The organism is Pseudomonas sp. RC10-4-2 (assembly GCF_050433085.1).
Taxonomy (GTDB): domain Bacteria; phylum Pseudomonadota; class Gammaproteobacteria; order Pseudomonadales; family Pseudomonadaceae; genus Pseudomonas; species Pseudomonas aeruginosa.
Genome location: NZ_JBNPXX010000006.1, coordinates 397,508 through 423,551, shown reverse-complemented (window position 1 = coordinate 423,551; position 26,044 = coordinate 397,508). Strand labels below are relative to the sequence as shown.

The window sequence follows — 26,044 nt, the reverse complement described above, 5'->3', positions numbered from 1 at the left end:
TCCATCCCTCTTCTTATGGTTATCCGCGCAGCATAACCAGCCGGGCCGGGCCTGCCACCCGTCGAAAGTCCGGTTCTCCGGGAGAACGGCCTCAGGCCGGGCGCGGCACCTTGGCCAGCGCCGGCGCCGGCATCAGCCGGCGCACCAGCCACTTGCGCACCGGCACCACGCCGCGCTCCTGGAACAGCACGCAGAACGCCACCAGCAGGACCAGGAACAGCGGGTAGTAGAGCAGCGACGATGGCAGCGCGGCCGCCGCCTCGGTGCAGGCGCGCCAGTCGTCGAGACAACGCCCCGGCACGGCGATAAGGCGCTCGCTACGGGAGAACAGGGTGAACATCGGCACATGCAGGGCGAACAGCGACAGCGAGGCGGCCCCCAGGCGCGGCGACCAGTGGCGGACGAAAGCGCTCTTCGGGTCGGCGGGCAGCGCGCAAAGGCACACCAGCAGCAACTGGGCCGGCAGCAGCAGGCCGTTGTGCAGCAGGAAGTACCAATGTTTGGCGCCCTGGGTGAACAGGTAGTCGGCCACCAGGAAGGCCGCCACCACCAGCGCCACCAGCGCGGCCAGCAGGCCGCGTCCCGGCACCATGCCACGGTCGCGGTAGCCGCGGAACAACCCGTAGGCCAGGATGCCGCCAAGGAATTCCGGCAGGCGCAGCAACGGATTGCGGTGCAGCAGGCCGGTCCAGGGGATCCCGTAGCTCTCGCTGGCCACTACCAGCGCCGGCGGGATCAGGTAGACCAGCCAGACCAGCGCCAGCACCTTCCACTTGTGCCGGCTGCGCATCAGCCGCGGGGCGACGAAGGGAAACGCCAGGTAGAAGAACATCAGCGTCGACAGCGACCACAACGGCGCGTTGAAGGTCAGGTAATAGGGATTCCAGGCCTGCAGCAGGAGGATCTGCAGGATGCTGTTGACGAACAGTTCGGTGTTGCTCATCCAGTGCAGGAAGAGTTCCGGGTGGGTGCGGCCGAGCACTTCGTTGGTGTCGTAGATGACGAAGCGCGGGGTGGCCTTGTCCAGCTCGGGACCGATTCCCAGGTGGCTGAGGGCCAGCAACACCAGGATCGACAGCAGCAGGGAGAACAGGTGCAGCGGATAGAGATTGGACAGTCGCTTGGTCCAGAAGCTGCGGGCGCTTTCGCGCAACCGGCCGCTGCGTGCGTAAACATGGGCCAGGAGGAAGCCGGAAAGCACGAAGAAGGTACTGGTGGCGAAGAACCCCAGGCTGGTCAGTTCGTCGAGACCGGGAAACTTCTGCTCTTTCGGATAGGTATGCAGGGTGTGGTACACCACCACGTACAGGCCGAGCAGGAAGCGCAACCATTCCAGTCCGATGAAACGTTCCTTGGAGTCGGGCGTTGCCACGCATCTCTCCTTTGTCATTGTAATGGGCGGTCCGGGGTAGACCCGCAAGCTCCCCGGCAAGTTTCACCGGGCCGGCCAGCGGCTACGAACGGCCGCTCCCTAGCGCCGGCGGTCGAGGAAATTCACCACTACCCGGTCAAGCCAACCCCACAGGCGCTGGTGCAGGCGCATCCACAGGGGTCGCGCGCGCCACATCGCCAGGGTCACCTCGCGGCTGTCGGCGAAGTCCGCCAGCAGGCTCGCCGCCGCCTCATTGGTGAAGTCCGGGTCGAGGGCCTCGAGATTGGCGTCGAGGTTGAAGCGTAGATTCCAATGATCGAAGTTGCAGGAGCCGACGCTCACCCAATCGTCGACCATGACCATCTTCAGGTGCAGGAAGCGCGGCTGGTATTCGTGGATGCGCACGCCGGCGCGCAGCAGGCGCGGGTAGTAGCGCTGCCCGGCATAGCGCACCGGGGCGTGGTCGGTGAGCCGCCCGGCCAGCAGCAGGCGCACCTCCACGCCGCGCTGGGCGGCCTTGCGCAGGGCCCGGCGAACCTTCCAGGTCGGCAGGAAGTACGGCGTCGCCAGCCAGATCCGTCGGCGCGAGCCGTTCAGCGCGCGGACCAGCGATTGCAGGATGTCGCGGTGCTGGCGGGCGTCGGCGTAGGCCACCCGGCCCAACCCACGGGCCGCCCCCGGCTGCGGCGGAAGGCGGGTAAGGGTCATGCCCTCGCGGGGCTTCCAGGCTTTCTCTTCGAGACAGGCCAGCCATTGCCGCTCGAACAGCGCCGCCCAGTCCGCCACCACCGGGCCGTCCATCTCGACCATCACCTCGCGCCAGGCGCTGACGTCGCTGACCGGTTCCCAGAATTCGTCGGTGATCCCGGCGCCGCCGACATAACCGAGGCGCCCGTCCACCAGCAGCAGCTTGCGATGGTCGCGGTAGAGATTGCCGCCAGTCAGCTTCCAGCGCAGCGGGTTGTACAGCCGCAGTTCGCCGCCGGCCTCGCGCAGGCGCTGGATCCAGGCGCTGCCCAGGCCGAGGCAGCCGAAGCCGTCGAACAGGCAGCGCACGGCGACGCCCCGGCGGCGGGCATCCAGCAGGGCGACGAGAAACAGTTCGGCGCAATGCCCGTCTTCCACCAGGTACAGCTCCAGCTCGATGCTCCGCTGCGCCGCCTCGATGGCCAGCAGCATGCGCGGGAAGAACCGCACGCCGTCATTGAGCAGGGCGAAGCGGTTGTCGCTGCGCCAGGGAAAGACCGGGCCGCTCACCGCGAAGTGAAGATCAGCACGGCGCCGACCGGCACCGAGAGCCCGATGCTGCCGGCGCCGGCCAGCTTGCGCAGGGTCTCGATGCCGGGGGCGAGGTCGAAGTCGGCGGCGTCCAGCACCAGCGGCGACAGGGTCACCACCTGGAAGCGATGCTCGTCCAGGCGGGTCACCAACAGGTCGCTGGCGTAGCTCTTGCGCTTGCCGTGCAGGCTGACGGTCACCGGCTGGCGCATTTCCAGTTGCACGCCGTCGGCCAGCTCGACGATCGGCGCCAGGTCGAGCTGGGCGGTGATCTCCGCCTCGGCGAAGCGCTTGGTCTCGAACAGATGCTCGCGGATGCGTTCGTCGCGCAGCGGGATGTCGGTGCTCACCGAGTCCAGCTCGACGCGCAGGCGCGCCTGCCCCTTGTCGTCGACCTTGCCGTGCATGACCAGGAAGCGGCCGACTTCCGAAAGGGTAGCGTTCTTGGTGGAGATGAAACTGAGTCGCGACGACTCGTAGTCCAGGTACCAGGCGGCCTGGACCGGCAAGGCCAGGAGGGCCAGGCCGAGGCAGATCAACTTGTGCATGCGGGCTCCCTTTGCGTCCGGCGCCACCTTAAACCGGCCGCCTGGGAGCAGGCAAACTCCCGCGTCAGTCGAGCGCGTGCTGCAACTGACTGACGGTATCGGCCAGGGTTCCCAGGTGCCGGCGGCGCACCCGTTCGACGCAATCCTGGTCGCGCGGCCAGTGCAGCGCCACGCTGCCGAGCAGGCGACCCTGGGCGCGTACCGGCAAGGCCACCGCGCGGATCAGGAACGGCAGGCGCACCGGATACTCCCAGTGTCCCTCGGTACGCTCGCCGTAGCCCTGGCCGTGGGCCTGCTCGCGGGTGCGCAACCAGAGGTCCTCGTCTACCTGGTGCTGGCGCGCCAGGCGGCGCACCTCGCTGTCTGCCAGTTCGCCCAGGCAGGCCTTGCCCATGGCCGAATGGAACAGGCTGGCGTGCTGGCCGACCACCAGCCGGTTGGCCGGGTAGCGCTTGCGCAGGACGCCGGGCACCGAGCTTTCCGCCACCAGCAGGCGGTCGCCGTCGAGAATCGACAAATCGGCGACCAGCCCGGTTCGCTCGCTCAACTCCACCAGCAGCGGCGCGGAACGCTCCACCACCTGGCAACGGAAGCGCTCGGCGGCGTCACCGTAGAGGCGGGTGGAACGCAGCCGGTAGCGCCGGTCGGTCAAGCCGCGGTACAGCCAGCCCTGCTCCAGCAGGGTATGCAGCAGCCGCGACACCGTGGCCTTGGGCAGTTCGGTCAGGTAATGCAGTTCCTCGAGCCCCAGCGCCTGGTGCTGGCCCAGCAGATCGAGGATCGCCAGCGCCCGCTCCACCGAACGCACGGTTCCCGCCTCTTCTCTTTCCGGCATGACGACACCTCCACCGTCGACAGACCGTTATGGCAAAGCAAGATGCAGGCCCAGGTCATGTAGGAAGAATCTGCGAATACGCCAGCATTGCTCCGCGGCCTAGTCGATGCCCCCTGGAGCCTCGAGCATCGCCGGCGGACGGCGGCTGACCCAACGGGTCAGGCCCTCGTGGGCATGGGCCAGTTGCAGCACCGCCAGGTCGGCCTGCGCCGGGCCGATTATCTGCAATCCCATCGGCAGGCCCGCCGCGCCGAAGCCGATCGGTACGCTGATCGCCGGCAAACCGGCCAGGGTCGGGCCGATCACCACCTCCATCCAGCGGTGATAGGTGTCCATCGGCCGCCCGGCGACCTGCCGCGGCCACGCCGTTTCTGCATCGAAAGGAAACACCTGGGCGCTGGGCAGCAAGAGGAAATCGTAACGTTCGAACAGACGCGCCAGCGCCCGATACCAGTCGCTGCGATCCAGCGAGGCGCGATAGACCTCGGTGGCGCCGAGGCCGAGCCCGGACTCCACTTCCCACTGCGCCTCCGGCTTGAGCCGGACGCGCCGTGCGGGATCGGCGTAAAGCTCGCCAAGCGAGCCCTGCACCAGCCACTGGCGATGGACCAGCCAGGTGCGCCACAGGCGCTCCAGGGGATAGTCCGGCAGGCACGCCTCGACGTCGCAGCCCAGCTCGGCGAAATCGCCCAGCGCGGCTTCGCAAAGCTCCAGCACGCCCTCCTCCATCGGCAGGTAGCCGGCGTAGTCGCCGAGCCAGCCGAGCCGGGCTCCGCGGAAATCGCGCCCGAGGTCGTCGGCGAACCTGCGCGGATCGTCGCGCAACGACAGCGGACAGCGCGGATCGTAGCCGGCCTGGGTGGCCAGCAGCCGGGCCAGGTCCGCCACGCTGCGCCCCATCGGGCCTTCGGTGGCCAGTTGCTGGACGAACAGTTCCGCTTGCGGGCCGTGCGGTACCCGTCCCTGGGACGGGCGGAAGCCGTAGACGTTGTTGTAGGCGGCGGGGTTGCGCAGCGAACCCATCATGTCGCTGCCGTCGGCCACCGGCAGCATGCGCAGCGCCAGCGCCACCGCCGCCCCACCGCTGCTGCCGCCGGCGATCCGCGCCGGATCGTAGGCATTGCGGGTGGTGCCGAACAGCGGGTTGTAGGTCTGCGAGCCGAGCCCGAACTCCGGTACGTTGGTCTTGCCGATGACGATCGCACCGCTGCTCTTCACCCGCTCGACGACGATGGCGTCGTGCTCCGGCACCTGCCCGGCGAACAGCGGCGAACCCAGGGTGGTAGGAATGCCGGAGGTGGCGGCGAGGTCCTTGATCGCCTGCGGCATGCCGTGCATCCAGCCCAGCCATTCGCCGCGCGCCAGTTGCCGGTCGCGCTCGTCGGCCTGGGCGAGCAGGCGGCTTTCCGCCTGCAGCGAGACGATGGCGTTGACCCGCGGGTTGAACCGTTCGATCTGCGCCAGGTAGGCCTGCATGACCTCGCGGCAGGACAGTTCGCGTCGGCGGATCGCCGCGGACAGCGGCAGCGCGTCAAGCGCGACGATTTCCTCGTGGCCGTCGCTTCGATGGCGGGTGGCGCTCATTCACAGACTCCTTGCCGGCTTGCCCAGGGCCGGTTCACGGGGGCGCGGGGCGGGCGTCGCGCCCTCCCGCAGATAGAGGGTGGCGAGCAGCCCGAGGAAGGCCGCGCCGAGCACGTAGAACGCCGGCGCCACTGGCGAGCCGCCGACCTCGGTGAGCCAGGTGACGATGAACGGAGCGAAACCGCCGAACAGCATCACCGCCAGGTTATACGCCACCGCCAGGCCGGTGGAACGCACCCGCACCGGAAACTGCTCGGCCACCGCGGTCGGCGCCGGGCCGAAGAAGCCGCCGATCGCCGTGCACAGCAACAGTTGCATCAGCAGCAGGCGCCCCAGGCTCGGCGCCGCGGCGACCCAGGCGAACAGCGGATAGACCATGAGCATGAAGGCCAGGGTCGCGACCAGCAGCACCGGGCGCCGCCCGACCCGGTCGGAGAGTCCCCCAGCCAACGGGATCACCAGGGTCATCAGCGCCACCGCAGCCATCTGCACCATGAACACCTCGTCCAGCGGCAGGCCCAACTGCTTGTGGGCGAAGGTCGGCATATTCACCAGCACCACGTAGAAGGACACCGTGCCGATCACCGTCAGGCCCATGCTCACCAGCACGCTGCGCCGGTATTCGCGCAGCACGCCGAGCAGCCCCTGGCGCTCGCCGGGCTCCCGGATGGCTTCGAGGAAGGCCTCGGTCTCGCCCATGTAGCGGCGGATCCACAATCCCACCGGACCGATCAGCAGACCGAACAGGAACGGCACCCGCCAGCCCCAGCTCTCCAGGGACTCGGCGTCCAGGCAATGGGTGACCAGCGCGCCCATCCCCGCACCGGCGAACACCGCCAGGCACTGGCCGAACAATTGCCAGGAACCGTAGAGACCGCGCCGGTGCGGCGGCGCGCTTTCCACCAGGAAAGCCGTGGCGCTGGCGTACTCGCCGCCGGTGGCGAAACCCTGCAGCATTCGCGCGATCACGATCAGCAACGGTGCGCCGACGCCGATCGCCGCGTAGGTCGGGGCGAAGGCGATCATCGCGATGGACAGCGTCATCAGCAGGATGATCAGTTGCATCGCCGCCTTGCGTCCCCTGCGGTCGGCATACAGGCCGAGCAGGACCCCACCGACCGGACGCATGAAGAAACCGACACCGAAGGTGGCCAGGGCCATCAACAGCGAGGTGTACTCGTCGCCGGAAGGGAAGAACAGCCTGGCGATCAGGCTGGAAAGGAAGCCGTAGACGATGAAGTCGTACCACTCCAGGGCGTTGCCGATCACGGCAGCCGCCACCTGGCGGGTACGCGAGGTACCGCTCGGGCAAGCGTGCATGGGAATCTCCTGGTAACCGGGGGAATGCCGGCGCGGCTCAGGCCGCGCCGTTATTGGCGGCAGTCAGTCGAAGGCCGGACGCCGCGGGGGCGGCCAGCCAGGTCTCGGCGAGCGCGCCCCAATAGGCCGCGCCCCGGACCAGGATGTCGTCGTTGAAGTCATAGGCCGGGTTGTGCACCATCGGCCGTCCTCTGCCGTTGCCGATGAACAGGTAGCTGCCGGGGCAGCGCTGTAGCATCCAGGCGAAGTCCTCGCTGCCCATCAGCTTCGGCGTGTCGCCGTCGACCTGCTCCGCGCCGGCCAGCTCGACCCCGACCTGGCGGGCGAACTCGGTTTCCTCGACGCTGTTGACCAGCACCGGATAGGCCGGGTAGTGCTCGATGCTGGCCTGGCACCCATAGCTGGCGGCCTGCAACTCGATGATCTGGCGAACCCGCTGCAGCACCTGCTCGCGCACCTGGCCGTCGAGCGCCCGCAGGCTCAGGCGCAGCACGGCGCGCTGGGGTATGACGTTGGCCGCCTCGCCGGCCTGCAATGCGCCGACCGTGACCACCGCGGCCTTCTGCGGATCGACGTTGCGCGCCACCACGCTCTGCAGGGCCATCACCGCGCTCGACGCGGCGAGCAACGGATCGACGCTCAGGTGCGGCATCGAACCGTGTCCACCGACGCCCTCCAGGGTGACGCTCAGCAGGTCCTGGGAAGCCATCATCGGTCCCGCGCGGAAGCCCAGGTGCCCGGCCTCCAGTCCCGGCATGTTGTGCATGCCGAACAGCGCATCGCAGGGAAAGCGCTCCAGCAGCCCGTCGGCGAGCATCGCCTCGGCGCCGCCCTGGCCTTCCTCGGCGGGCTGGAAGATCAGTACTAGGGTGCCGTCGAAACGCCGCGTCGCCGCCAGGTAGCGTGCCGCGCCGAGCAGCATCGCGGTGTGTCCGTCGTGGCCGCAGGCGTGCATGCGCCCGCCGTGGCAGCTGCTGTAGCCGAGCCCCGTGGCCTCGACGATCGGCAACGCATCCATGTCCGCCCGCAGGCCGAGCCGCCGCGTGCCGTCGCCCTGGCGGAGGACGCCGACCACGCCGGTGCGGCCGATCCCTTCGTGCACTTCGTAGCCCCAGCCGCGCAGGCATTCGGCGACCAGCGCGGCGGTGCGTCGCTCCTCGAAGCCCAGTTCGGGATGGGCGTGGATGTCCTGGCGCAGGCTACGCAGGTCGTCGGCGACCTCCTCGAGCCAGGCCACGATGTGTCGATGTCGAGCCATGCCGTCTCTCCTCTGGCCGGATTGCGCTCCGGTCTTGTTGGCGGGAGGCCCGGACGCAAGGCCGGCCGGGCGTGGTCACAGCTAAGCGCGGCACGCGGCGAAGGACAACGGAAGGCGGTTCCACTGGGTGGAACCCAAGGCCCGCGCCGCCCTCCGCCGGTACGTCAGAACTGTTCCGGCGGCACTTCGCGGAAGTTCAGCACGGCGAACACCGGTACCTCGGGAGTGATCGAGGGAATATTGGCCATCTCCTTCAAGGGCTTGAGCTTCTCTTCCAGGTCGAAGTCGAGCAGCTTCAGCAGCACCGGCTCCAGGGTCGCCACCTGGACCAGCCCTTCGCCCTGGCGGGTGACCAGCACGTCGGCCTTCAGGCGGCGCTGCTGGCCGTGCAGGTCGAGGGTGAAGTCGAGCTTCTCGACCCGCGACTGGCCGACCCGCAGGTCGTCGAAGCCGGCCATGTCCAGGCGGCTCTCCACGGTGGCCTCGGGGAAGCGCGAGGTTTCGAAGAAGTTGTCCTTCATTCGCTCGTCGCGCAGGGCCAGGCCGCTGTCCAGGGTGCCCAGCGGCACCACGATGCGCGCGACGCCCTGCTTGTCGATCTGGCCGCTGAGACGATCGAAGCGCTGCACCTCGGCCATCTTCGCGCGTTTCACGGAAACGAAGCTGATCCGCGAGTAATCCGGCTCCAGTTGCCATTCCGCCGCCGACAGCAGAGGGCTGAGGAGCAACAACAGGACACACAATACAACAGGCATTCCACCTCCGGCTTCGGGCCGGCGCCGTCCCTCGCCCCGCGCCCCGACATGCGCCGCCGGTCAGTCCGGCAGCCTGTCCGCCTCGGGCATGAGCCGGCATCCCTCGCGCGGGCCCAGCCAGGCGGCCGTCTGCGTACTGCCGAGGCCGCGGGCGGTCACCCGGCGGCGGGCTTCGTCGTCGAAGAAGCCGCTGATCGGCACGTACTGTTGGGTATAGGCCCGGCAATAGTCCGCGGAGTTCCCCATCACGTAGCGGCAGGAGCAGTACTCCTTGGCCGTGTAGGCGCCGATGATGGCGGGAAAGGCCGCCAGGTGGATGCGGTTCTGCCAGGCCCACGCGAGGGCAGCGAACAGCCCCAGGACGAACAGGAAGAGCAAGGGATGGCGACGGATCATGGCCGCGCCTCCCCGGCGAACGCCGCCTGTGCCAGGCGCAGGAATTCGTTGTGGCGGAAACGCCCGTCGCGGTCGTCGGCGTAGCGCACGATCACCAGCTTCTCCTCGGGCAGCACGTAGAGCGCCTGGCCCCAGTGGCCGAGCGCGGCGAAGGCGGTCTCGGCGACGTCCGGCCAGGGCGCCGGCGCGCCTTTCACCGCACGGTTCAACCACCACTGGCCGCCCGGCACCGCCTCGCCCTCCTCTTCCGCGCTCGGCCGGTAGCGGGCGAAGGGCGTCAGGTTGAACTCGACCCATGCCAGCGGCAGCAGTTGCCGCTCGCGCCAGCGCCCGTGGCGCTGCATCAGCAGGCCGACGCGCGCCAGGTCGCGGGCGCTCATGTAGACGTACGACGAGCCGACGAACGTGCCGGCGGCGTCTCGCTCCCATACCGCCGAACGGATGCCCAGCGGCTCGAACAGCGCGCGCCAGGGGTACTCGGCATAGTCCGCGCCGAGCATGCCGTGGAGGGCCGCCGCCAGCACGTTGCTGTCGCCGCTGGAGTAGCGGAAACGCCGGCCCGGCGGCCGGGCCTGCGGGGTTTCGGCGACGAAGCCGGCCATGTCGTCACGCCCACGGGTGTAGAGCATCGCCACCACGGAGGATTTCAATGGCGCGAACTCGTAGTCCTCCTGCCAGTCCAGTCCGGAAGACCAGTTCAGCAGGTGGCGCAACGTCACCTCGGGATGACGGGCGAACGGCGGGTAGTAGCGCGCCACCGGGTCGTCGAGCTGGAAGCGCCCTTCGCCCTCGGCGACGCCAAGCAGCGTGGCGAGCAGGCTCTTGCTCACCGACCAGGTAAGGTGCGGGGTCTCGGCACGGCTCGGGCCGGCGTAGCGCTCATAGACCAGGCGACCGTCGCGGATCACCACTACCGCGTCGGTGCGGATGCCTTTGCGACGAACATCGTCGCGACGGCCGAAGGCATAGCGCTCGAATGCCTCCAGCGCCGGCCCCGCGGGCTGTTGGGCACGGGGCCAGTCGGTGTCGGGCCAGTCTTCGGCCAGGGCAGGGAGGGCAAATACCAGGGCCAGCGCGGCGAGGGCGCGGCGGGACAACGGCAAAGCGGGCATCGGCGGGCCCTCTCGACGGTCGAGGGGCAACCCTAGCATGGCCTCGATGACGCCAGGAAGCGCGGACTCAGCCTGGCATGCGGTAGTCGTCCGGGCCGAGCAGGTCGATGCCGCACTCGAGGTTCTCGATCCAGTAGAGGAAGGCGCTGATCATTTCCTTGCCGACGAAGGGCCGCCCGTGTTGCGGCACGATCATCTCCACATCCATGTCCCGGACCATCCGCGCCCACAGGCGGCAGATCTTGTTCGCCGCCATGTAGCGGCGATGGAATCCGTCCATGTACTGGATATGCGCGGCGAAATCGCTGACCGGCGCCGCGTCGTCCACCAGCGAGGCGCCCATATCGCCCGAGAAAAGGATCTTGCTCACCGGGTCGTAGAGCTGGAAGTTGCCCACCGAATGCAGGAAATGCGCGGGGATCGCCTTCAACGAGCAGTCGCCGAGAGCGATCGCCTGGCCGCGGTCGGGCAACGGCATGACCCGGTCGTAGGTGTTGATGCCATGGCTGACCGCCAGGTAGTTGGCCGTCAGGTGCGGCAGGAAGCGCGCCCACAGCTTGGAGCAGATCACCCGGGCGCGGGTGTGCAGCAGCCACTTGTCGAGGGCGGCGATGATGTCCGGGTCCTGGTGCGAAGCGAAGATGTAGTCCAGCTCCTGCAGCGGAAAGCGTTTCGACAATTCCAGCGAGAGCGGCGTGTAGGTCAGGTCGCCGCCGGGATCGAGCAGCAGGTACTGGCCGTTGTCGACGATCAGGAACTGGTTGGACTGGACCCCTTCGCCGCTGACGAGGTCATCGAAACACAGGCACTGGTGGCTGCCGTTGTCGAACAGCACGATCGGTTCGCGTCGCATGGTCGGTGAAATCTACTCTGTGCAGGCGCCGAGGAGCATTCCTCGCCGGATGCTGCGCAGGGTAAGCGCCTGCGGCGCGGCGCCTCACTGACCTGGGTCAAGCCCGAGGCGGGTCAAGGCCTTCTCCAGGCGAACTTTGCGGGCCCCGTTGGCAATCGCCAGCAAGCCGCGATCGCGTTGCCACAATGCCTCCCAGGTCGAGGCGTTGGCGGCGAAGGCGGCATCCAGTTGCCCCTCCAGCGCCGAGAACTGTTCGAACAGCCCAGCCAGTACCGCCTGGGTGCCGACGCAGGCGACCGGATGCCGCGCGACCTCGGCGCAGCCGCCGAGGATGCCGGCCAGGCGCAGCAGCAGCGGCGAGGGCCAGCCGCATTCATGGCCGACCCCATAGAGCCAGCCGACCAGCGCCGCCAGCACATGGACATCCTCCAGCAGGCGGAACGGCCTGACGTAGTCGTCCCAACCATCGCCGGGCAGGCGCTCGCAATGGGCACCGTCGAGCAACAGGCGGGAATGCGGCACATCCGGCATCAGCGGCAGCGCCGGCAACGCCTCCAGGCGCGCCCCCGGGGCGCCGGCCAGGACCACCGTCATCGACAGTCGCGGCGGCTGCCCCGGTGCCTCGTCGCGGGCGGCCACCAGCCACCAGGAGGCGCTGTCGCCAGCGGTGACGAAATCCTTTTGTCCATGCAGGACCAGCCCCTCCAGGCGGGTCTGCAGGTCCGCCGGGCGCACGCTGCGCTTCTCGGTCACGCACAGCGCGCCGAGACCTTCCGGCGCCGCCGGCCAGAGCGCGCGCAGGGCCGCCTGGTAGCCGGCGAGGAAGGCCAGGCCCGGACTCGCGGCCAATCGTCCGCCGAGCACCGCCCGCTCCAGGGTGCCAAGACCGTCGGCGCGCGCCAGGGCGGCGGCGTGCCAGTCTTCCAGGGAGCCTTCGGTGGGCAGGCGGTCGAGCGGGCCGAGCAAGCGTTGCCAGGACATGGCGGACTCCAGTGTGGAATGTGTCGGAACCGGCATCCTGCCGAGGGTGCCAGCGTTGAACAACGGCGCGTTACATCCGGCGACAATGTCATACAAGCATCACGCCCCTGTCACAGGGGTGACACCGCGCCTTCCTAGCCTGAGCTTGCACAACAAAGCCGAGCGGCCGCAACCCGCGGCGCCGGCCCAAGGAGGCCCAGGCATGACCCAGACCGCCATTACCCGCGAACCCGTCGCCGGACGCCGCCTGAAGGCCGAGCGCCTGAACGGCGCCCGCGCCCTGCGCGAGGCCCAGGCCCTGCGCTACCGCGTATTCAGCGCCGAGTTCGACGCCAAGCTCGAAGGCGCCGAAGACGGCCTCGACCGCGACGACTACGACCGTCACTGCGCGCACATCGGCGTCCGCGACCTCGACAGCGGCGCCCTGGTGGCCACCACCCGGCTGCTCGACCATCGCGCCGCCGAACGCCTCGGGCGCTTCTACAGCGAAGAGGAGTTCCACCTCTCCGGCCTCGACGCCCTGCACGGCCCGGTCCTGGAGATCGGCCGCACCTGCGTCGCTCCCGAATACCGCAACGGCGCCACCATCGCGGTACTCTGGGGCGAACTCGCCGAGGTCCTCAACGAGGGCGGCTACCGCTACCTGATGGGCTGCGCCAGCATTCCCATGCGCGACGGCGGTATGCAGGCCAAGGCGGTGATGCAGCGGCTGCGCGAACGCTACCTGTGCACCGACTACCTGCAGGCCGAGCCGAAGAACCCGCTGCCGCCGCTGGACGTCCCGGAAAACCTCACCGCCGAGCTGCCGCCGCTGCTCAAGGCCTACATGCGCCTGGGCGCCAAGATCTGCGGCGAGCCTTGCTGGGACCCGGATTTCCAGGTCGCCGACGTGTTCATCCTGCTCAAGCGCGACGAACTCTGCCCGCGCTACGCCCGCCACTTCAAGGCAGCGGTCTGATGGCGCGGCTGCGCCTGCTGCTGCGCAGCGCACGCCTGCTCGGGCTGGTCGCGCTCGGACTGGGCCTGGCCACTTGGGTCAGCCTGCGCGAGCGGCTGCCCGGCGCCGACGTCACGCCGCTGCGCCAGCGCCTGACCCGCTGGTGGCTGGCGCGCCTCTGCGCGGCCCTGCCCTTCGAGGTCAGGGTCAGCGGCGAAGCGCCCCGGCAACCCATGCTGTGGGTAGCCAACCATGTGTCCTGGACCGATATCCCGCTGCTCGGCGCCCTGGCGCCGCTGACCTTCCTGTCCAAGGCCGAGGTGCGTGCCTGGCCGCTGGCCGGCTGGCTGGCGGAAAAGGCCGGCACCCTGTTCATCCGCCGCGGCTCGGGCGACAGCCGGCTGATCAACCAGCGCTTGGCCGAACAACTGCACCGTGGGCGCAACCTGCTGATCTTCCCGGAAGGCACCACCACCAACGGCGAAAGCCTGCGCACCTTCCACGGTCGCCTGATGGCCAGCGCCCTGGAAGCCGGCGTGGCGGTGCAGCCGGTGGCGATCAGCTACCGCCGCGACGGCGTGCCCGATGCGCAGGCGCCGTTCATCGGCGACGACGACTTGCTCAGCCACCTCGGCCGCCTGCTGCGCGGCGAGCGCGGCAGCGTGCATATCCAGCTGCTGGAGCCGATCCCCAGCCAGGGCCTGGACCGCGCCGAACTGGCCCGCCAGGCCCAGCAGGCGGTGCGCCTGGCGCTGTTCGGCACTGCCGCCACTACGCAAACCCGGCGCGCCGCCTAGTCGCGCTTGGGCGGCACCGCCAGCACGTCGCACGGCAGGTCGCCGAGGGCCGCCTCGGCCACGCTGCCGATCAGCGCGCGGCGGAAGCCGGTCAGGCCCTGGGTGCCGAGCACCGTCAACTGCGGCGCCTGGCGGCGTACCTCGGTCATGATCACGTTGATCGGCAAGCCTTCGCCGACGCGCAACTGGATGTCCTCGCGGCCCAGCCCCAGGCCGGCGACGTAGTCGCGCAGCTCGACGTTGGCCTTGAGTTCCTCCTGGTCGACGTAATGCTCGACGCGGTCTTCCTTGATCCCCGAATAACGCATCATGCCTTTGGCGAACGGCTCGAAGGCATGCAGCGCGGTGAGGCTGGCGGCGTCGAGGAAGCCGAGCTGGCCGGCCATCTGCACCGCGCGCGTCGAGGTCGGCGAGAAGTCCAGCGCCAGCAGCACCCGGCGGTACTCCTCTTCCGGCGCACCGGCCGCGCGCAGCACCGGGATCTTCGCATTGCGTACCACCCGCTCCAGGGTGGTGCCGATGAACAGATCGCGCAGCGGCGTGTGCCGGTGCGCGCCCATCACCAGCAGGTCGGCGCCGATCTCCTCGGCCACCGCGTTGATCACCACCACCGGATCGCCGACCCGCACGATCGCCTTGGACTCGACGCCGAGGCGCTCCTTCAGGGCCTGTCCGTTCACTTCCAGCAGGTTGGCGATGGCCAGCCGTTGCGGCGCGATCAGCACCGGCGGCTGGTCGTCGTCGAGCACGTTCAGCACGGTCAGTTCGGCATTCCTCGCCTTGGCCAGCGCCGCGGCGCGCATGACCGCCAGCTCGGAACGCGAGGACAGGTCGGTCGCCACCAGGATTCGTTTCATCTTCCACCTCCATTGGCAGAGCGTTGAACGTCGGCCCCATTGAACGATCGACGCGACCGCTGCCGGTTGATGTGCATCAAGCGGATGCTTCGGACTGAAACAATTGATAGGTGATTCCGCCGGCCGGGCCAATGGCCGCTGCGCCAGGCTCAGCGCTGGCTCAGGGCGAAAGCCTGGAGTTGCGGGTAGAAGGCGCGGAAATCCGCGCTCAGGTCATCGTAGCGCTGGGCCAGTTCTTCCCAGGAGCCGTCCAGCAGGTGCGGTCGCGACAGCCTCCGCGACATACCGCCCAGCACTTCGCGCAAGACCGCGAACTCGCGGTAGCTGCCCAACCAGTCCTGGGCCGCCATCCGCGGCGCGATGCGCGCCAGGCGCTCCGGCAGCGGCGAGGCGGTGCGCAGGGTGCCGTAGACCCGCTCGACGAACTGCGGCAGCGGTTCGTCGGCGTAGTCGTTCCAGTCGCGCGCCAGGCAGTGGTCGAAGAACACGTCCAGCAGGACGCCGGCGAAACGCCGGCGCTCCAGCGGGAAGCGCCGCTTGGCCGCATGCACCAGTGGGTGGCTGTCGGTGAAGGCGTCGATGCGCCGGTGCAACTGGATGGCCCGCTCGATCTCGTCCGGCCATTGTCCCTGCAGGCGGCCCTTGACGAAGTCGCCGTACAGGCTGCCGAGCAGTTGGGCCGGTTGCGGGCCGCCGAGGTGGAGATGCGCGAGGTAGTTCATGCGGGCTAGCTTACCCCAGGGACGGAACGGTCGTTTCGATCATCGTCATCAGCCCTGTCGATAGCGACTATCGTCGCAATCGATCCCCATATCGTCCCACACCGATATATAGTTCGTCCCAACCCGATATGGACGGCCAACGGACCACCGCCATGCCACTGGACATCGACGAAATCATCAAGGCTCTCTCCCACCCGGTGCGACGCGACATGCTGCGCTGGCTGAAGGAACCGGAGAAGTACTTCGTCGAGCAGGACCACCCGTTCGAGATCGGCGTCTGCGCCGGCAAGTTCGACCAGCGTACCGGTCTCTCCCAGTCCACCGTGTCGGTACACCTCGCCACCCTGCAACGCGCCGGTCTGGTGACCAGCCGCCGGGTCGGCCAGTGGAATTTCTTCAAGCGCAACGAGGAGACCATCCAGGCCTTCCTCGACCAACTCGGCGACGAGCTGTAAGCAGCACTCGCTTCCACCCCACCACCTCGCAGTCCAGGAGCTCGACCGATGCCGGCGTCTCTTCTCGTCCTCGCTTTATCCGCCTTTGCCATCGGTACCACCGAATTCGTCATCATGGGCCTGCTGCCGCAGGTCGCCGGCGACCTGCGGGTATCCATTCCCAGCGCCGGCTGGCTGATCAGCGGCTACGCCTTCGCCGTGGCCTTCGGCGCCCCGCTGATGGCCATGGCCACCGCCCGCCTGGAGCGCAAGAAAGCCCTGCTCGCGCTGATGGGCATCTTCATCGTCGGCAACCTGCTCTGCGCGGTGGCCGCCAACTACGGCCTGCTGATGCTGGCGCGGATCGTCACCGCGCTCTGCCATGGCGCCTTCTTCGGCATCGGCTCGGTGGTCGCCGCCAGCCTGGTGGCGCCGAACCGCCGCGCTTCCGCCGTGGCCCTGATGTTCACCGGCCTGACCCTGGCCAACGTGCTCGGCGTGCCGCTGGGTACCGCGCTCGGCCAGGAAGCCGGCTGGCGCGCGACCTTCTGGGTGGTGACCCTGATCGGCGTGGTCGCCTTCGTCGGCCTGGCCAGGGTGCTGCCAAACGACCGCGAGGAAGAGAAGGTCGACCTGCGCCAGGAAATGTCCGCGCTGAAGAACCCGTCGCTGTGGCTGGCCCTGGGCACCACCGTGCTGTTCGCCGCCTCGATGTTCGCCCTGTTCACCTACGTCGCGCCGCTGCTCGGCGAAGTCACCGGGGTCAGCCCGCGCGGCGTGACCTGGACCCTGCTGCTGATCGGCGTCGGCCTGACCGTCGGCAACGTGATCGGCGGCCGCCTCGCCGACTGGCGCCTGGGCACCACCATGGCCGCGGTGTTCGCCGCCATGGCGCTGGTCTCGGCGCTGTTCAGCTGGACCAGCCAGGCCCTGCTGCCGGCGGAAATCACCCTGTTCTTCTGGGCCGCCGCCGCCTTCGCCGCGGTGCCCGCGCTGCAGGTCAACGTGGTCCGCGTCGGGCATGCCGCGCCGAACCTGGTGGCGACCCTGAACATCGGCGCCTTCAACGTCGGCAACGCGCTCGGCGCCTGGGTCGGCGGCAGCGTCATCGACCACGGCCTGGGCCTGACCCGCGTGCCGCTGGCCGCCGCCGCGCTGGCCGCGCTGGCGCTACTGGCCACCCTGATCGCCTTTTCCGGAAACGGCCGCGCCCGGGCGCAGCCGGTCCTCGATTGATCCCCTGTCCGTCTATTCCCTAGTGGAGGATGTTCCATGGCTACTCTGTTCGATCCCATCGTGCTCGGCGACCTCGAGCTGCCCAACCGCATCGTCATGGCGCCGCTGACCCGCTGCCGCGCCGATGAAGGCCGCGTGCCCAACGCCCTGATGGCCGAGTACTACGCCCAGCGCGCCGATGCAGGCCTGATCCTCAGCGAGGCCACCGCGGTCACGCCGATGGGCGTGGGCTACCCCGACACCCCCGGCATCTGGTCCGATGACCAGGTCCGTGGCTGGAGCAACGTGACCAAGGCGGTGCACGCCGCCGGCGGGCGCATCTTCCTGCAACTCTGGCACGTCGGGCGGATTTCCGATCCGCTCTACCTGAATGGCGAGCTGCCGGTGGCGCCGAGCGCCATCGCCGCCGAGGGGCACGTCAGCCTGGTGCGCCCGAAGCGTCCCTACGTCACCCCGCGCGCGCTGGACACCGAGGAGATCGCCGACATCGTCGAGGCCTACCGCCAGGGCGCCGAGCGGGCCAAGGCCGCCGGCTTCGACGGCGTGGAGATCCACGGCGCCAACGGCTACCTGCTCGACCAGTTCCTCCAGGACAGCACCAACAAGCGCACCGACCGCTACGGCGGCTCCATCGAGAACCGCGCGCGCCTGCTGCTGGAAGTCACCGACGCAGCGATCTCCGTATGGGGCGCCCAGCGCGTCGGCGTACACCTGGCGCCGCGTGCCGACTCCCACGACATGGGCGATTCCAACCGCCTGGAAACCTTCAGCCATGTCGCCCGTGAGCTGGGCAAGCGCGGCATCGCCTTCATCTGCGCCCGCGAAGCGCAGGCCGACGACAGCATCGGCGTAGCCCTGAAGAAAGCCTTCGGCGGACCCTACATCGCCAACGAGAAGTTCACCCTCGACAGCGCCAACGCCATCCTGGCCAAGGGCGACGCCGATGCGGTGGCCTTCGGCGTCCCCTTCATCGCCAACCCGGACCTGGTCGAACGCCTGCGCCAGGGCGCCGAACTGAACCCGCCGCGCCCGGAGACCTTCTATACCGGCGGCACCGAAGGCTACCTGGACTATCCGACCCTGGCCTGATCGCGCCAGCCAGGACAGAGCCCGCCACGCTTGCCGTGGCGGGCTCTGTGCTTTGCCCGTCTAGCGCAGGCGGAAATACGGCTCCGGCTCCGCGCACGGATCGCGCTGGGCGCAGCCCTTGCAACCGCCGCCGCAACCGCCCGAGCTTTGCGCAGCCACCCGCTCGACCTTGCCGAGCGCGATCAGCCGCTCCAGGATCGCCTCCACCAGCGCCGGCGGCGCGTCCACCTGGCGGCTGAGCTGTTTCAGCCCACGCGCCTGGCAGTCTTCCAGGGCGGCGCGGATCTGCATGAGTGTCGCCATCAGTGACATCCTCCCTGCCCGCTCGGGGCATCGGCCATTCGGCCTGGCAGTTGCAGTACCTGCTCACGGCCGAACAGACGCAGGCAGGTCATCAGGATCAGGTTGAAGAGCAGCACCACGGCGATGGTCAGGACGCTACGCTCGGGGTGCGCGGCGAAGGTGGCGACCTGGTAGCAGAGGGTCGCCAGCGAGTAGGCGACGTTCAGCCCCCAGAGCACCGAGAAAGCCATCCAGCCCTTGCTGCTTTCCCGAGCGATCGCGCCCATGGCGGTCACGCAGGGCACGTAGAGCAGGACGAAGACCAGATAGCTGTAGGCCGCGATGGGGCTGCCGAACTTGCTCGCCATGGTGCCCATCGAGCCGGTCTCCATGTCGCCGTCGGCCATGCTCGCCTCCACCGGGTTGGCCAGCACGCTGAGGCTGAAGGTATCGACCAGGCCGTCCCAGGTTTCGACCAGGGCGTCGCGCAGTTGCCCGGGCAGGTCGTAGCCTTCGTAGTCGAAGGCCTCGCCCTGGATCTGCTCGGCGGTGTAGAGGGTGTTCAGGGTGCCGACCACCACTTCCTTGGCCATCGCCCCGGTGACCAGGCCGACGGTGGCCTGCCAGTTGTCCGGCTGCACCCCGAGCGGCGCCAGCAGCGGAGTGAGACGCTGGCTGACGCTGGCCAGCGCGGAATGGCCGATGTCGCCCTGCACCGGCTTGCCGTCGAGGGTGATGCTGTTCAGGCCGCCGATCACCAGGCTGACCAGGATGATCACCTTGCCGGCCCGCACCACGAAGCCGCGCAGGCGCGACCAGGTCTGCAGCAGCAGGCTCTTAAGGTGTGGCACATGGTACAGCGGCAGTTCCATGACGAACGGCGAGGCCTCGCCGCGCATCAAAGTGTGCTTGAGCAACAGCCCGGTGAGGATCGCCACGACGATGCCGAGCAGGTACAGGGAGAAGATCACCAGCGCGCCGCCCTGGCCGAAGAAGGCCCCGGCGAATACGGCGAAAATCGCCAGGCGCGCGCCGCAGGACATGAACGGCGCCATCATGATGGTAATCAGCCGCTCGCGCTGCGCGTCCAGGGTCCGCGCGCCCATGATCGACGGTACGTTGCAGCCGAAACCGACGATCAGCGGCACGAACGACTTGCCCGGCAGGCCCAGCGCCTGCATCAGGCGGTCCATGACGAAGGCCGCGCGTGCCATGTAGCCGGAATCCTCGAGCAGCGAGAGGAACAGGTACATCAAGCCGATCTGCGGCACCAGCGGCAACACCGTGTTGACCCCGCCACCGATGCCCTGGGCGAGGAACACCGTGAGCCAATCGGGCAGGCCGAAGCGGATACCCAGCCACTGGATGCCGTCGATGAAGATCGCCGACGAGCCCTTGTCGAAGATCGGCTGTAGCGCCCCGCCGATGTTGATGGCGAAGAAGAACATCAGGTACATCACCAGCAGGAAGATCGGCAGACCCAGCCAGCGATTCAGGACGACCCGGTCGAGCCATTGGGTCAGCCGGTGCGGCTGAGCCTGCTGGTGGTCGCAGACCGCCGCACAGATCTCGCCGATCAGTCGGTAGCGCGCATCGACGATCGCCAGCTCGGGCTCCTCGCCGCAGCCCTGGCGCGCCTGTTCCAGGGTGGCGGGTGGCAAGCCCAGCGCCGGGCCGTTGAAGATGTCGCCTTCCAGCGCCTGTAACGCCAGCCAGCGCGGCTCGATGGCCGAGGCCGCCGGAGCGCGCGTTTCCAGGAGGTAGCTGACCTGCGCCTGGATGGCCGGCGGGTAGTCCACCGCCAGCGCCGCCTGCGGGACCTGCAACTCGTCGATGGCCGCCTTCAGCTCGTCGATGCCATCGGCGCGGGTAGACACCAGCGGCACCACCGGGCAACCGAGACGCCGCGCCAGACCGTCGATATCGATGCGGATACGCTGGCTACGGGCGATGTCGAGCATGTTCAGCGCGACGATGCAGGGGATGCCCATCTCCCGCAGTTGCACCGTGAGGTACAGGTTGCGCTCCAGGTTCGCCGCATCCACCACGTTGACCAGCACGTCCACTTCGCCGCTGGCGATGTAGCGGCAGGCGATCTGCTCGTCCAGCGAGGCCTGGGCGGAAACGCTGGTCAACGAATAGGTGCCGGGCAGGTCGACCAGGCGTACCGCGTGACGGACGGTATGGAACGCACCCTCCTTGCGCTCCACGGTGACGCCGGCCCAGTTGCCGACCCGCTGGCGCGAGCCGGTGAGCTGGTTGAACAGGGTGGTCTTGCCGGAGTTGGGATTGCCGATCAGGCCGAGGGTCAATGCGGTCATGGGGATTCCGGGCGGGGTCAGTCGAGCGGGACGAGGGTCAGCAGGGCGAGGTCCTTGCGCCGCAGCGCCAGGCTGGTCTGGCGGGTCTCGACCTGGATCGGGTCGCCCAGCGGGGCGATGCGCACCACGCGCAGCGCCGCGCCGGGCAGAAGCCCCATGGAGAACAGGCGTTGGCGATAGCCGTTGCTGATGGCGGGGGAATAACCGGTGATGCGGTAGGAACGGGACGGTTGCAATGCGCTCATGGCGGATTCCAGGCAGAGGAAGGGACCAATGGCCTCCCTGGCCGGTGACCGAGAATCTAAACGACTCTCACTTAAGGCTCGCTTAAGGACGCAGTATCGGAGTGGAGGAGCAGCGGATTCGCTGATCCAGAGCAATGGAAGCGGGGATTTTCGCCGGGCGCGGCGAACTGTCGCCGCCAGCGCCCGGTGCGACGGGCGGCTGGCGGCGCAAGGGGTCAGCGGGTATTGAGCTGCTGCTGCAGGTTCTGCACCTGGGCCTGGAGGGTGTTGATGTTGCGCATCACCTGGGTGCGGAAGGCGTCGAACTCGGCGGTATTGCCGCCCTGGGCCGGGCGGTTGTCGAGCTGGCTGCGCAATACCAGCAGGTCATCCTGGATACCCTTGATCGTCTGGCTCGGGTTGCCCTGCTTCTTCAGCGCCGCGACATCGCCGCCGAGGGCCTTGAGTTGCTCGTTGGTCTTGCCCAGTTCGACCTGCAGGGCTTTCAGCTTCTCCTGTTCGGCGGCCAGTGTCTGCAGCTTGCCGTCCAGTTGCGCGACCAGTTGCGCCGCGCTTTCCTGCTGGGCCTTGAGATCGCTGGCCAGTTGGTCGAGGCGTTTGCCCTGGCCGCCGAACTGGTTGCTCACATCGGCCTGCTGGCGTTCCTGGCTGCCGAGTTTCTCCTGCAGTTGCTTGACCTGCAGGCGCAGAGCCTCGCGTTCGCTGGTGACGCTGGACTCGCTGGCGACCACCTTGCCGCGAATGTCGTCGAGGCGCCCGGCGGCTTCCTCGCTGATCCTTACGAAGCTTTCCTGGGTCGCCACCAACTGCTGTTCCATCAGGCTGATTTGCTGGTGGCTCCACCAACCCACCCCGGCGAGGGCGATCAGCATCGCCCCGAGCAGGGCCCAGAGCGGGCCGGTAGAGGCCGGACGGCGCTCCTTGGTGTCGACGACCCGGCGCTGCTCCGGTTCGTAGACGTGCCGCGGGTGGTGGCCGAATTCATCACGGTCGGCAGCATCGGTGGTCAGGCTGGGCACATCGTCGAGTTCGTCGAAAGCATCGTTACGCATGGTGAAAACCTGTGAAGGGGAACGGCATCCTGCCGGAGGCCTGGAGAAAGGGCCGAATGGCGCATTATATCGGTTCGGCCCCGCCCCTTCAGCGTCTGCTCGAAGCAAATTGCCGGACCGGGGCGCTCCACCGCGAAGCCGTGCGCCCCAAGACGGAGCGAACGTTGTCCGGCACAGACCGCCGCAGGCCGCCAGCGGTTCCCCGCCCCGCACGCCGGCGCTGGTCCGCGGCCCGCATGGCACGTCGCTTGCCTGGGCATTGCCGGGCAGATTCGAGAGCCGGAGGATGCATGGAGTTGAACAAATCCTTGCTGGATTGCATGCGCGCCGTGCGCCGACGCCTGCGCGAGGAACAGGCGCTGGATATCCACTTTCAGCAACGCGATGCGATCGCCGCGATGCAGGCGGCCTGCGCCCGCTCCGGCGATGCGACGACGCGGGAGCTGGGACAGCGCCTCGGCAGGCTCAGCGGGGTCGCGCTGCCGCCGGCGGAACCTTCCCTGTTGCCCGCGCAGGCGCCGAGCCGACAATACGCCGGCCCGCTGCGCGGCTGATCAGAGTCCCTGGGCGCGCCACCAGGCGCAGAACTCGTCGAGCGCGGTCCACAGGCTGACCCGCGGGTCGTAGTCGAGGTATTCGCGGGCGCGGTTGATGTCCAGGGTGAAGTTCTTCGCCATCACCGCCATGCCCAGGCGGAACAGCACCGGCTCCGGGCGCCCCGGCAGGATCCGGCAGACGCCTTCGTTGAACGCCGCCAGGCCATAGCCGACGGCATACGGCAGGTGACCGCCGACCGGCGGCAGGTCGAGCTGGCGCATCACGTAGTTGACCGCATCCCAGAACGGTACCGGCTGCCCGTTGCTGATGTTGTAGACCTTGCCCAGCGCCGGCTCGCCGGCCAGCAGGCAACTGAACAGCGCGTCGTTGAGATTGTGCACGCTGGTGAAGTCGACCCGGTTCAGGCCGTTGCCGAGGATCCGCAGGCGTCCCTTGCGGTGGGCCTGGATCATTCGCGGGAAGATGCTGGTGTCGCCGGCGCCGACCACGAAGCGCGGACGCAGCGCCAACACTTCCAGGCCCAGGTCGCGGGCGCTGAGCACCAGTTGCTCGGCCTGGTACTTGGTCGCCCCGTAATGGTCGGAAAAACGCCGGGGTACGTACTCTTCGTTCAGGTCCAGGTGGTCGCGCCCGTCGAAATAGATCGACGGCGACGACAGATGCACCAGGCGCCGCACCTTTTGCCGCATGCAGGCCTCGACGACGCTCTCGGCAAGCCCGACGTTGGCCGCCAGGAAGCGTTCGCGCGGTCCCCAGACTCCGACCGCGCCGGCACAATGCACCACCGCCTCGACATCCTCGCAGAGGCGCAGGACCAGCGCCGGGTCGGCGAGGTCGCCGGGAACGAACTCGGCGCCCCGCGCCACCAGATGTTCCACCGCGTCCGCACGACGACCGCTGACCCGTACCGACAGGCCCTGCTCCAGGGCGAAGCGAGCGAAACGCCCGCCGATGAAGCCCGTCGCCCCCGTTACCAGAATCCGCATTGCGTTTCTCCCGTTGTTCTTCTTGTGCCGCGACTCTAGCAACCCGGAGCCGCGCCACCACTGGCACAGCATGCCAGAACAACGACCTTGCGGGCCGCCGGCACGACTTGCGTTGGGCGACAGAAGCGGCGCTGCGCGCTACAAGGTCTAACCTGAAAGCCACCTGCACGCTGGGAGACGCACCATGGCCAGTCACTGGATGATCTACGGCGCCAACGGCTACACCGGCCGGCTGGTCGCTGAACAGGCGCAGCGCGAGGGCCTGACGCCGCTCCTCGGCGGACGCAACCCGGCCGCCCTGCACGCGCTCGGCAGCCAGCTCGGGCTGGAGTGCCGGGTCTTCGACCTGGGGGATCCGCAGGCCTGCCGCGAAGCCCTGGACCAGGTGAAGGTGGTGGCCCATTGCGCCGGTCCGTTCTCCGCCACCAGCACGCCGATGATCGCCGCCTGCCGCGCCGCCGGCACCCACTACGTGGATATCACTGGAGAGATCGCGGTGTTCGAGCAGGCCCACGCCGGCGACGCCGAGGCCCGCGAGGCCGGCATCGTGGTCTGCCCGGGCGTCGGCTTCGATGTGATCCCCACCGATTGCCTGGCTGCCTGCCTGAAGGAGGCGCTGCCGGACGCGCAACGGCTGGCGCTGGGCTTCGACACCGGCAGCGGGCTTTCGACGGGAACCGCGAAGACCAGCGTCGAAGGCCTCAAGTTCGGCGGCAAGATCCGCGAGAATGGCCGCCTGCGCGACGTGCCGCTGGGCTACAAGCGCCGCGACATCGATTTCGGCCGCGGCCTGCGGCACGCCGTGACGATTCCCTGGGGCGACGTGGCCACCGCCTACTACAGCACCGGCATCCCGGACATCGAGGTCTACCTGCCGGCGCCGCCGCTGCTGGCCCTGGGCATGCGCCTGATCGACCCGCTGCGTCCGCTGCTCGGTCGGCAACGGGTCCAGGACTGGCTCAAGGGGCAGGTCGACAAACGCATCGCCGGCCCCGACCAGGCGGCCCGCGAGCGCCTGCGCACCTGGGTCTGGGGCGAGGCGCGCAACGCCCGCGGCGAACGCCGCACGGCGCGCCTGGAGACGGCCAACGTGTACGACCTGACCCTGCACGGCGTGCTCCTGGCAGTGCGCCACCTGCTGGACTACCAGGGTCCCGGCGGCTACTTCACGCCATCGCGGTTGCTCGGCGCGCGCTGCGTCGAATCGTTGCCCGGCTCCGGACGAATCACCGTCATCGGCTGATCAGCCTGACACCCGCACCAAGCCGTCGCCGGCGCGGGCGAGCAGGTGCTCGGTGAGCGACGCGAGCAGTTCGCCGCCGTTGCGCCAGTAGTGCCAGTACAACGGTACGTCGATGACCTGGCCGGGCAGCAGCTCGACCAGTTCACCGCGCGCCAGCTCGCCTTGCACCTGGCGCTCCGGCACCAGGCCCCAGCCGAGACCGCCGGCGGTGAGGCGGACGAAACCTTCCGAGGACGGGCAGAGGTGGTGGATGAAACCGCCCTCGACGCCGAGGTCCTTGAGAAAGCGGTGTTGCAGCAGGTCGTCCGGGCCGAACACGATCGCCGGCACACCGGCCAGGGCGGCCGCCTCGACCCCGCGGGGAAAGTGCCGGGCAATGAAATCCGGGCTGGCCAGGCCGCGATAACGCATGGCTCCGAGCAGCAGCGAACGCGCGCCGGCCACCGGCCGCGGGCTACCGCAGACGCAGCCGGCCACTTCGCCCGCGCGCATGCGCTTGAGCCCGACCTCCTGGTCCTCCACCACAAGGTCCAGCAGTACCCGCCGCTCGGCGCAGAAATCGCCCACCGCGGCGGCCCACCAGGTCGCCAGGCTATCGGCGTTGAGAGCGATGCGCAGGCGCTCCGGGGCACCGCCTTCATCCAGGTTCGGCACCCAGCGCTGCAGGTCGCCCTCCAGCAGCCGCACCTGCTGTACATGGTTGAGCAGGCGGCGCCCGAGATCGGTGGGATGCGGCGGCGTCTCGCGCACCAGGACCGGCTGGCCGACCCGCGCCTCGAGCAGCTTGATCCGCTGCGATACCGCCGATTGCGACAGCCCCAGCGCCTGTGCGGCGCGCTCGAAACCGCCCTGCTCCACCACCGCGGCCAGCGCGGCGAGCAACTTGTAGTCGAACAAAATCAGTTTTCCTAATGAGAGATCAGCAGGATTCGTTTTCCTTATAAACCGCCCGCGGCCACACTCGCCAGCACTTTTCCGATTCACCCGACGCGG

At 68.7% G+C, this 26,044-nt stretch carries 27 protein-coding genes; 7 read left to right on the top strand and 20 right to left on the bottom strand.

Annotated elements, in window-relative coordinates; genetic code table 11:
• Positions 1-91 precede the first annotated feature (91 nt).
• From FHW81_RS25790 to FHW81_RS25735, 12 genes are all read right to left on the bottom strand, one after another.
• A complete protein-coding gene (locus FHW81_RS25790) occupies positions 92-1,372 on the bottom strand; it encodes an acyltransferase family protein (RefSeq protein ID WP_003112774.1) in 1,281 nt (426 codons plus the stop codon).
• 99 nt (positions 1,373-1,471) lie between these two features.
• A complete protein-coding gene (locus FHW81_RS25785; protein WP_003120863.1) occupies positions 1,472-2,551 on the bottom strand; it encodes a phospholipase D-like domain-containing protein in 1,080 nt (359 codons plus the stop codon).
• A gap of 74 nt (positions 2,552-2,625) precedes the next feature.
• Positions 2,626-3,198: a YceI family protein gene (locus FHW81_RS25780; protein WP_003093949.1), complete on the bottom strand. Its 573-nt coding sequence runs from the start codon at positions 3,196-3,198 to the stop codon at positions 2,626-2,628.
• Positions 3,199-3,262: 64 nt separating this feature from the next.
• Positions 3,263-4,033, bottom strand: a complete 771-nt coding sequence (locus tag FHW81_RS25775) for an IclR family transcriptional regulator (protein ID WP_003093951.1) — start codon at positions 4,031-4,033, stop codon at positions 3,263-3,265.
• 99 nt (positions 4,034-4,132) lie between these two features.
• Positions 4,133-5,617, bottom strand: coding sequence for an amidase (locus tag FHW81_RS25770; RefSeq protein ID WP_003123277.1), 1,485 nt, complete (start codon positions 5,615-5,617; stop codon positions 4,133-4,135).
• Positions 5,618-6,937, bottom strand: coding sequence for a citrate-proton symporter (locus FHW81_RS25765; RefSeq protein ID WP_003101135.1), 1,320 nt, complete (start codon positions 6,935-6,937; stop codon positions 5,618-5,620).
• Positions 6,938-6,974: 37 nt separating this feature from the next.
• Positions 6,975-8,195 (bottom strand): M20 aminoacylase family protein, encoded by a 1,221-nt coding sequence (locus FHW81_RS25760; protein ID WP_003101134.1) that lies wholly within the window; start codon positions 8,193-8,195, stop codon positions 6,975-6,977.
• A gap of 164 nt (positions 8,196-8,359) precedes the next feature.
• A complete protein-coding gene (locus FHW81_RS25755; RefSeq protein WP_003120867.1) occupies positions 8,360-8,950 on the bottom strand; it encodes a YceI family protein in 591 nt (196 codons plus the stop codon).
• Positions 8,951-9,010: 60 nt separating this feature from the next.
• Positions 9,011-9,346 (bottom strand): hypothetical protein, encoded by a 336-nt coding sequence (locus tag FHW81_RS25750; protein ID WP_023090825.1) that lies wholly within the window; start codon positions 9,344-9,346, stop codon positions 9,011-9,013.
• Positions 9,343-10,458 (bottom strand): serine hydrolase domain-containing protein, encoded by a 1,116-nt coding sequence (locus FHW81_RS25745; RefSeq protein WP_003101127.1) that lies wholly within the window; start codon positions 10,456-10,458, stop codon positions 9,343-9,345. Before FHW81_RS25745 ends, FHW81_RS25750 begins: the two co-directional genes overlap by 4 nt.
• 67 nt (positions 10,459-10,525) lie before the next feature.
• Positions 10,526-11,311: an MBL fold metallo-hydrolase gene (locus FHW81_RS25740; RefSeq protein WP_003093967.1), complete on the bottom strand. Its 786-nt coding sequence runs from the start codon at positions 11,309-11,311 to the stop codon at positions 10,526-10,528.
• Between the two features lie 84 nt (positions 11,312-11,395).
• Entirely contained in the window at positions 11,396-12,292 is an 897-nt protein-coding gene (locus FHW81_RS25735; RefSeq protein WP_003093969.1) for an acyl-CoA dehydrogenase family protein, read from the bottom strand.
• 202 nt (positions 12,293-12,494) lie between these two features.
• Here FHW81_RS25735 and olsB point away from each other — a divergent pair, with 202 nt between their 5' ends.
• Together olsB and olsA are read left to right on the top strand one after the other, a co-directional pair.
• Positions 12,495-13,250, top strand: coding sequence for an L-ornithine N(alpha)-acyltransferase (gene olsB, locus FHW81_RS25730; RefSeq protein ID WP_003093970.1), 756 nt, complete (start codon positions 12,495-12,497; stop codon positions 13,248-13,250).
• Positions 13,250-14,026 (top strand): lyso-ornithine lipid O-acyltransferase, encoded by a 777-nt coding sequence (gene olsA / locus FHW81_RS25725; RefSeq protein ID WP_023090826.1) that lies wholly within the window; start codon positions 13,250-13,252, stop codon positions 14,024-14,026. The genes olsB and olsA overlap by 1 nt, the downstream gene beginning before the upstream one ends.
• Here the strand turns inward: olsA and FHW81_RS25720 are convergent.
• Both FHW81_RS25720 and FHW81_RS25715 read right to left on the bottom strand, forming a co-directional pair.
• Positions 14,023-14,883: a universal stress protein gene (locus tag FHW81_RS25720; protein WP_003093974.1), complete on the bottom strand. Its 861-nt coding sequence runs from the start codon at positions 14,881-14,883 to the stop codon at positions 14,023-14,025. The two genes, olsA and FHW81_RS25720, sit on opposite strands and share 4 nt — an antisense overlap.
• Positions 14,884-15,032: 149 nt before the next feature.
• Positions 15,033-15,605 (bottom strand): ACP phosphodiesterase, encoded by a 573-nt coding sequence (locus tag FHW81_RS25715; protein ID WP_003093976.1) that lies wholly within the window; start codon positions 15,603-15,605, stop codon positions 15,033-15,035.
• A 152-nt stretch (positions 15,606-15,757) separates the two neighbouring features.
• Here FHW81_RS25715 and pyeR point away from each other — a divergent pair, with 152 nt between their 5' ends.
• Genes pyeR through FHW81_RS25700 form a run of 3 tightly spaced genes read left to right on the top strand, consistent with a single transcriptional unit; the run spans position 15,758 to position 18,364 of the window.
• Entirely contained in the window at positions 15,758-16,060 is a 303-nt protein-coding gene (pyeR, locus tag FHW81_RS25710) for an ArsR family transcriptional repressor PyeR (protein ID WP_003093978.1), read from the top strand.
• A gap of 48 nt (positions 16,061-16,108) precedes the next feature.
• Positions 16,109-17,275 carry an MFS transporter gene (locus FHW81_RS25705; RefSeq protein WP_023090827.1) on the top strand — a complete coding sequence of 389 codons (1,167 nt, stop codon included), beginning with the start codon at positions 16,109-16,111 and terminating at the stop codon, positions 17,273-17,275.
• Positions 17,276-17,311: 36 nt separating this feature from the next.
• On the top strand, positions 17,312-18,364 hold the full coding sequence (locus tag FHW81_RS25700) for an alkene reductase (protein WP_003093980.1): 1,053 nt from the start codon (positions 17,312-17,314) through the stop codon (positions 18,362-18,364).
• A 60-nt stretch (positions 18,365-18,424) separates the two neighbouring features.
• Here the strand turns inward: FHW81_RS25700 and FHW81_RS25695 are convergent, their stop codons facing one another.
• From FHW81_RS25695 to FHW81_RS25680, 4 genes are all read right to left on the bottom strand, one after another.
• A complete protein-coding gene (locus tag FHW81_RS25695; protein ID WP_429480813.1) occupies positions 18,425-18,667 on the bottom strand; it encodes a FeoC-like transcriptional regulator in 243 nt (80 codons plus the stop codon).
• A complete protein-coding gene (gene feoB, locus FHW81_RS25690) occupies positions 18,667-20,967 on the bottom strand; it encodes a Fe(2+) transporter permease subunit FeoB (RefSeq protein ID WP_012614517.1) in 2,301 nt (766 codons plus the stop codon). Before feoB ends, FHW81_RS25695 begins: the two co-directional genes overlap by 1 nt.
• 17 nt (positions 20,968-20,984) lie before the next feature.
• A complete protein-coding gene (feoA, locus tag FHW81_RS25685; protein ID WP_003103819.1) occupies positions 20,985-21,212 on the bottom strand; it encodes a ferrous iron transporter A in 228 nt (75 codons plus the stop codon).
• A 215-nt stretch (positions 21,213-21,427) separates the two neighbouring features.
• Complete coding sequence (locus FHW81_RS25680) at positions 21,428-22,264, bottom strand: ATPase (protein ID WP_003093989.1); 837 nt, start codon at positions 22,262-22,264, stop codon at positions 21,428-21,430.
• A gap of 290 nt (positions 22,265-22,554) precedes the next feature.
• Between FHW81_RS25680 and FHW81_RS25675 the strand changes: the two genes are divergently transcribed.
• Positions 22,555-22,818, top strand: a complete 264-nt coding sequence (locus FHW81_RS25675) for a hypothetical protein (protein WP_003103821.1) — start codon at positions 22,555-22,557, stop codon at positions 22,816-22,818.
• On the opposite strand, the gene FHW81_RS25670 is transcribed toward FHW81_RS25675, so the two are convergent.
• On the bottom strand, positions 22,819-23,808 hold the full coding sequence (locus FHW81_RS25670; RefSeq protein ID WP_003161488.1) for an NAD-dependent epimerase/dehydratase family protein: 990 nt from the start codon (positions 23,806-23,808) through the stop codon (positions 22,819-22,821).
• 184 nt (positions 23,809-23,992) lie between these two features.
• Between FHW81_RS25670 and FHW81_RS25665 the strand changes: the two genes are divergently transcribed.
• Entirely contained in the window at positions 23,993-25,051 is a 1,059-nt protein-coding gene (locus FHW81_RS25665; RefSeq protein ID WP_003093996.1) for a saccharopine dehydrogenase family protein, read from the top strand.
• Here FHW81_RS25665 and FHW81_RS25660 read toward each other — a convergent pair whose 3' ends face one another.
• The gene (locus FHW81_RS25660) at positions 25,052-25,954 is read right to left on the bottom strand and encodes a LysR family transcriptional regulator ArgP (protein ID WP_003134688.1); all 903 of its coding nucleotides are present in this window, start codon (positions 25,952-25,954) and stop codon (positions 25,052-25,054) included. It abuts the gene before it with no gap.
• Positions 25,955-26,044: the final 90 nt, after the last annotated feature.

Excerpts from the sequence above, each read along its gene's own strand:
- FHW81_RS25785 (WP_003120863.1), bottom strand. The coding sequence starts at position 2,551 with ATGCTGCTGGCCATCGAGGCGGCGCAGCGGAGCATCGAGCTGGAGCTG.
- FHW81_RS25780 (WP_003093949.1), bottom strand. The coding sequence starts at position 3,198 with ATGCACAAGTTGATCTGCCTCGGCCTGGCCCTCCTGGCCTTGCCGGTC.
- FHW81_RS25775 (WP_003093951.1), bottom strand. The coding sequence starts at position 4,033 with ATGCCGGAAAGAGAAGAGGCGGGAACCGTGCGTTCGGTGGAGCGGGCG.
- FHW81_RS25770 (WP_003123277.1), bottom strand. The coding sequence starts at position 5,617 with ATGAGCGCCACCCGCCATCGAAGCGACGGCCACGAGGAAATCGTCGCG.
- FHW81_RS25765 (WP_003101135.1), bottom strand. The coding sequence starts at position 6,937 with ATGCACGCTTGCCCGAGCGGTACCTCGCGTACCCGCCAGGTGGCGGCT.
- FHW81_RS25760 (WP_003101134.1), bottom strand. The coding sequence starts at position 8,195 with ATGGCTCGACATCGACACATCGTGGCCTGGCTCGAGGAGGTCGCCGAC.
- FHW81_RS25755 (WP_003120867.1), bottom strand. The coding sequence starts at position 8,950 with ATGCCTGTTGTATTGTGTGTCCTGTTGTTGCTCCTCAGCCCTCTGCTG.
- FHW81_RS25750 (WP_023090825.1), bottom strand. The coding sequence starts at position 9,346 with ATGATCCGTCGCCATCCCTTGCTCTTCCTGTTCGTCCTGGGGCTGTTC.
- FHW81_RS25745 (WP_003101127.1), bottom strand. The coding sequence starts at position 10,458 with ATGCCCGCTTTGCCGTTGTCCCGCCGCGCCCTCGCCGCGCTGGCCCTG.
- FHW81_RS25740 (WP_003093967.1), bottom strand. The coding sequence starts at position 11,311 with ATGCGACGCGAACCGATCGTGCTGTTCGACAACGGCAGCCACCAGTGC.
- FHW81_RS25735 (WP_003093969.1), bottom strand. The coding sequence starts at position 12,292 with ATGTCCTGGCAACGCTTGCTCGGCCCGCTCGACCGCCTGCCCACCGAA.
- olsB (WP_003093970.1), top strand. The coding sequence starts at position 12,495 with ATGACCCAGACCGCCATTACCCGCGAACCCGTCGCCGGACGCCGCCTG.
- olsA (WP_023090826.1), top strand. The coding sequence starts at position 13,250 with ATGGCGCGGCTGCGCCTGCTGCTGCGCAGCGCACGCCTGCTCGGGCTG.
- FHW81_RS25720 (WP_003093974.1), bottom strand. The coding sequence starts at position 14,883 with ATGAAACGAATCCTGGTGGCGACCGACCTGTCCTCGCGTTCCGAGCTG.
- FHW81_RS25715 (WP_003093976.1), bottom strand. The coding sequence starts at position 15,605 with ATGAACTACCTCGCGCATCTCCACCTCGGCGGCCCGCAACCGGCCCAA.
- pyeR (WP_003093978.1), top strand. The coding sequence starts at position 15,758 with ATGCCACTGGACATCGACGAAATCATCAAGGCTCTCTCCCACCCGGTG.
- FHW81_RS25705 (WP_023090827.1), top strand. The coding sequence starts at position 16,109 with ATGCCGGCGTCTCTTCTCGTCCTCGCTTTATCCGCCTTTGCCATCGGT.
- FHW81_RS25700 (WP_003093980.1), top strand. The coding sequence starts at position 17,312 with ATGGCTACTCTGTTCGATCCCATCGTGCTCGGCGACCTCGAGCTGCCC.
- FHW81_RS25695 (WP_429480813.1), bottom strand. The coding sequence starts at position 18,667 with ATGGCGACACTCATGCAGATCCGCGCCGCCCTGGAAGACTGCCAGGCG.
- feoB (WP_012614517.1), bottom strand. The coding sequence starts at position 20,967 with ATGACCGCATTGACCCTCGGCCTGATCGGCAATCCCAACTCCGGCAAG.
- feoA (WP_003103819.1), bottom strand. The coding sequence starts at position 21,212 with ATGAGCGCATTGCAACCGTCCCGTTCCTACCGCATCACCGGTTATTCC.
- FHW81_RS25680 (WP_003093989.1), bottom strand. The coding sequence starts at position 22,264 with ATGCGTAACGATGCTTTCGACGAACTCGACGATGTGCCCAGCCTGACC.
- FHW81_RS25675 (WP_003103821.1), top strand. The coding sequence starts at position 22,555 with ATGGAGTTGAACAAATCCTTGCTGGATTGCATGCGCGCCGTGCGCCGA.
- FHW81_RS25670 (WP_003161488.1), bottom strand. The coding sequence starts at position 23,808 with ATGCGGATTCTGGTAACGGGGGCGACGGGCTTCATCGGCGGGCGTTTC.
- FHW81_RS25665 (WP_003093996.1), top strand. The coding sequence starts at position 23,993 with ATGGCCAGTCACTGGATGATCTACGGCGCCAACGGCTACACCGGCCGG.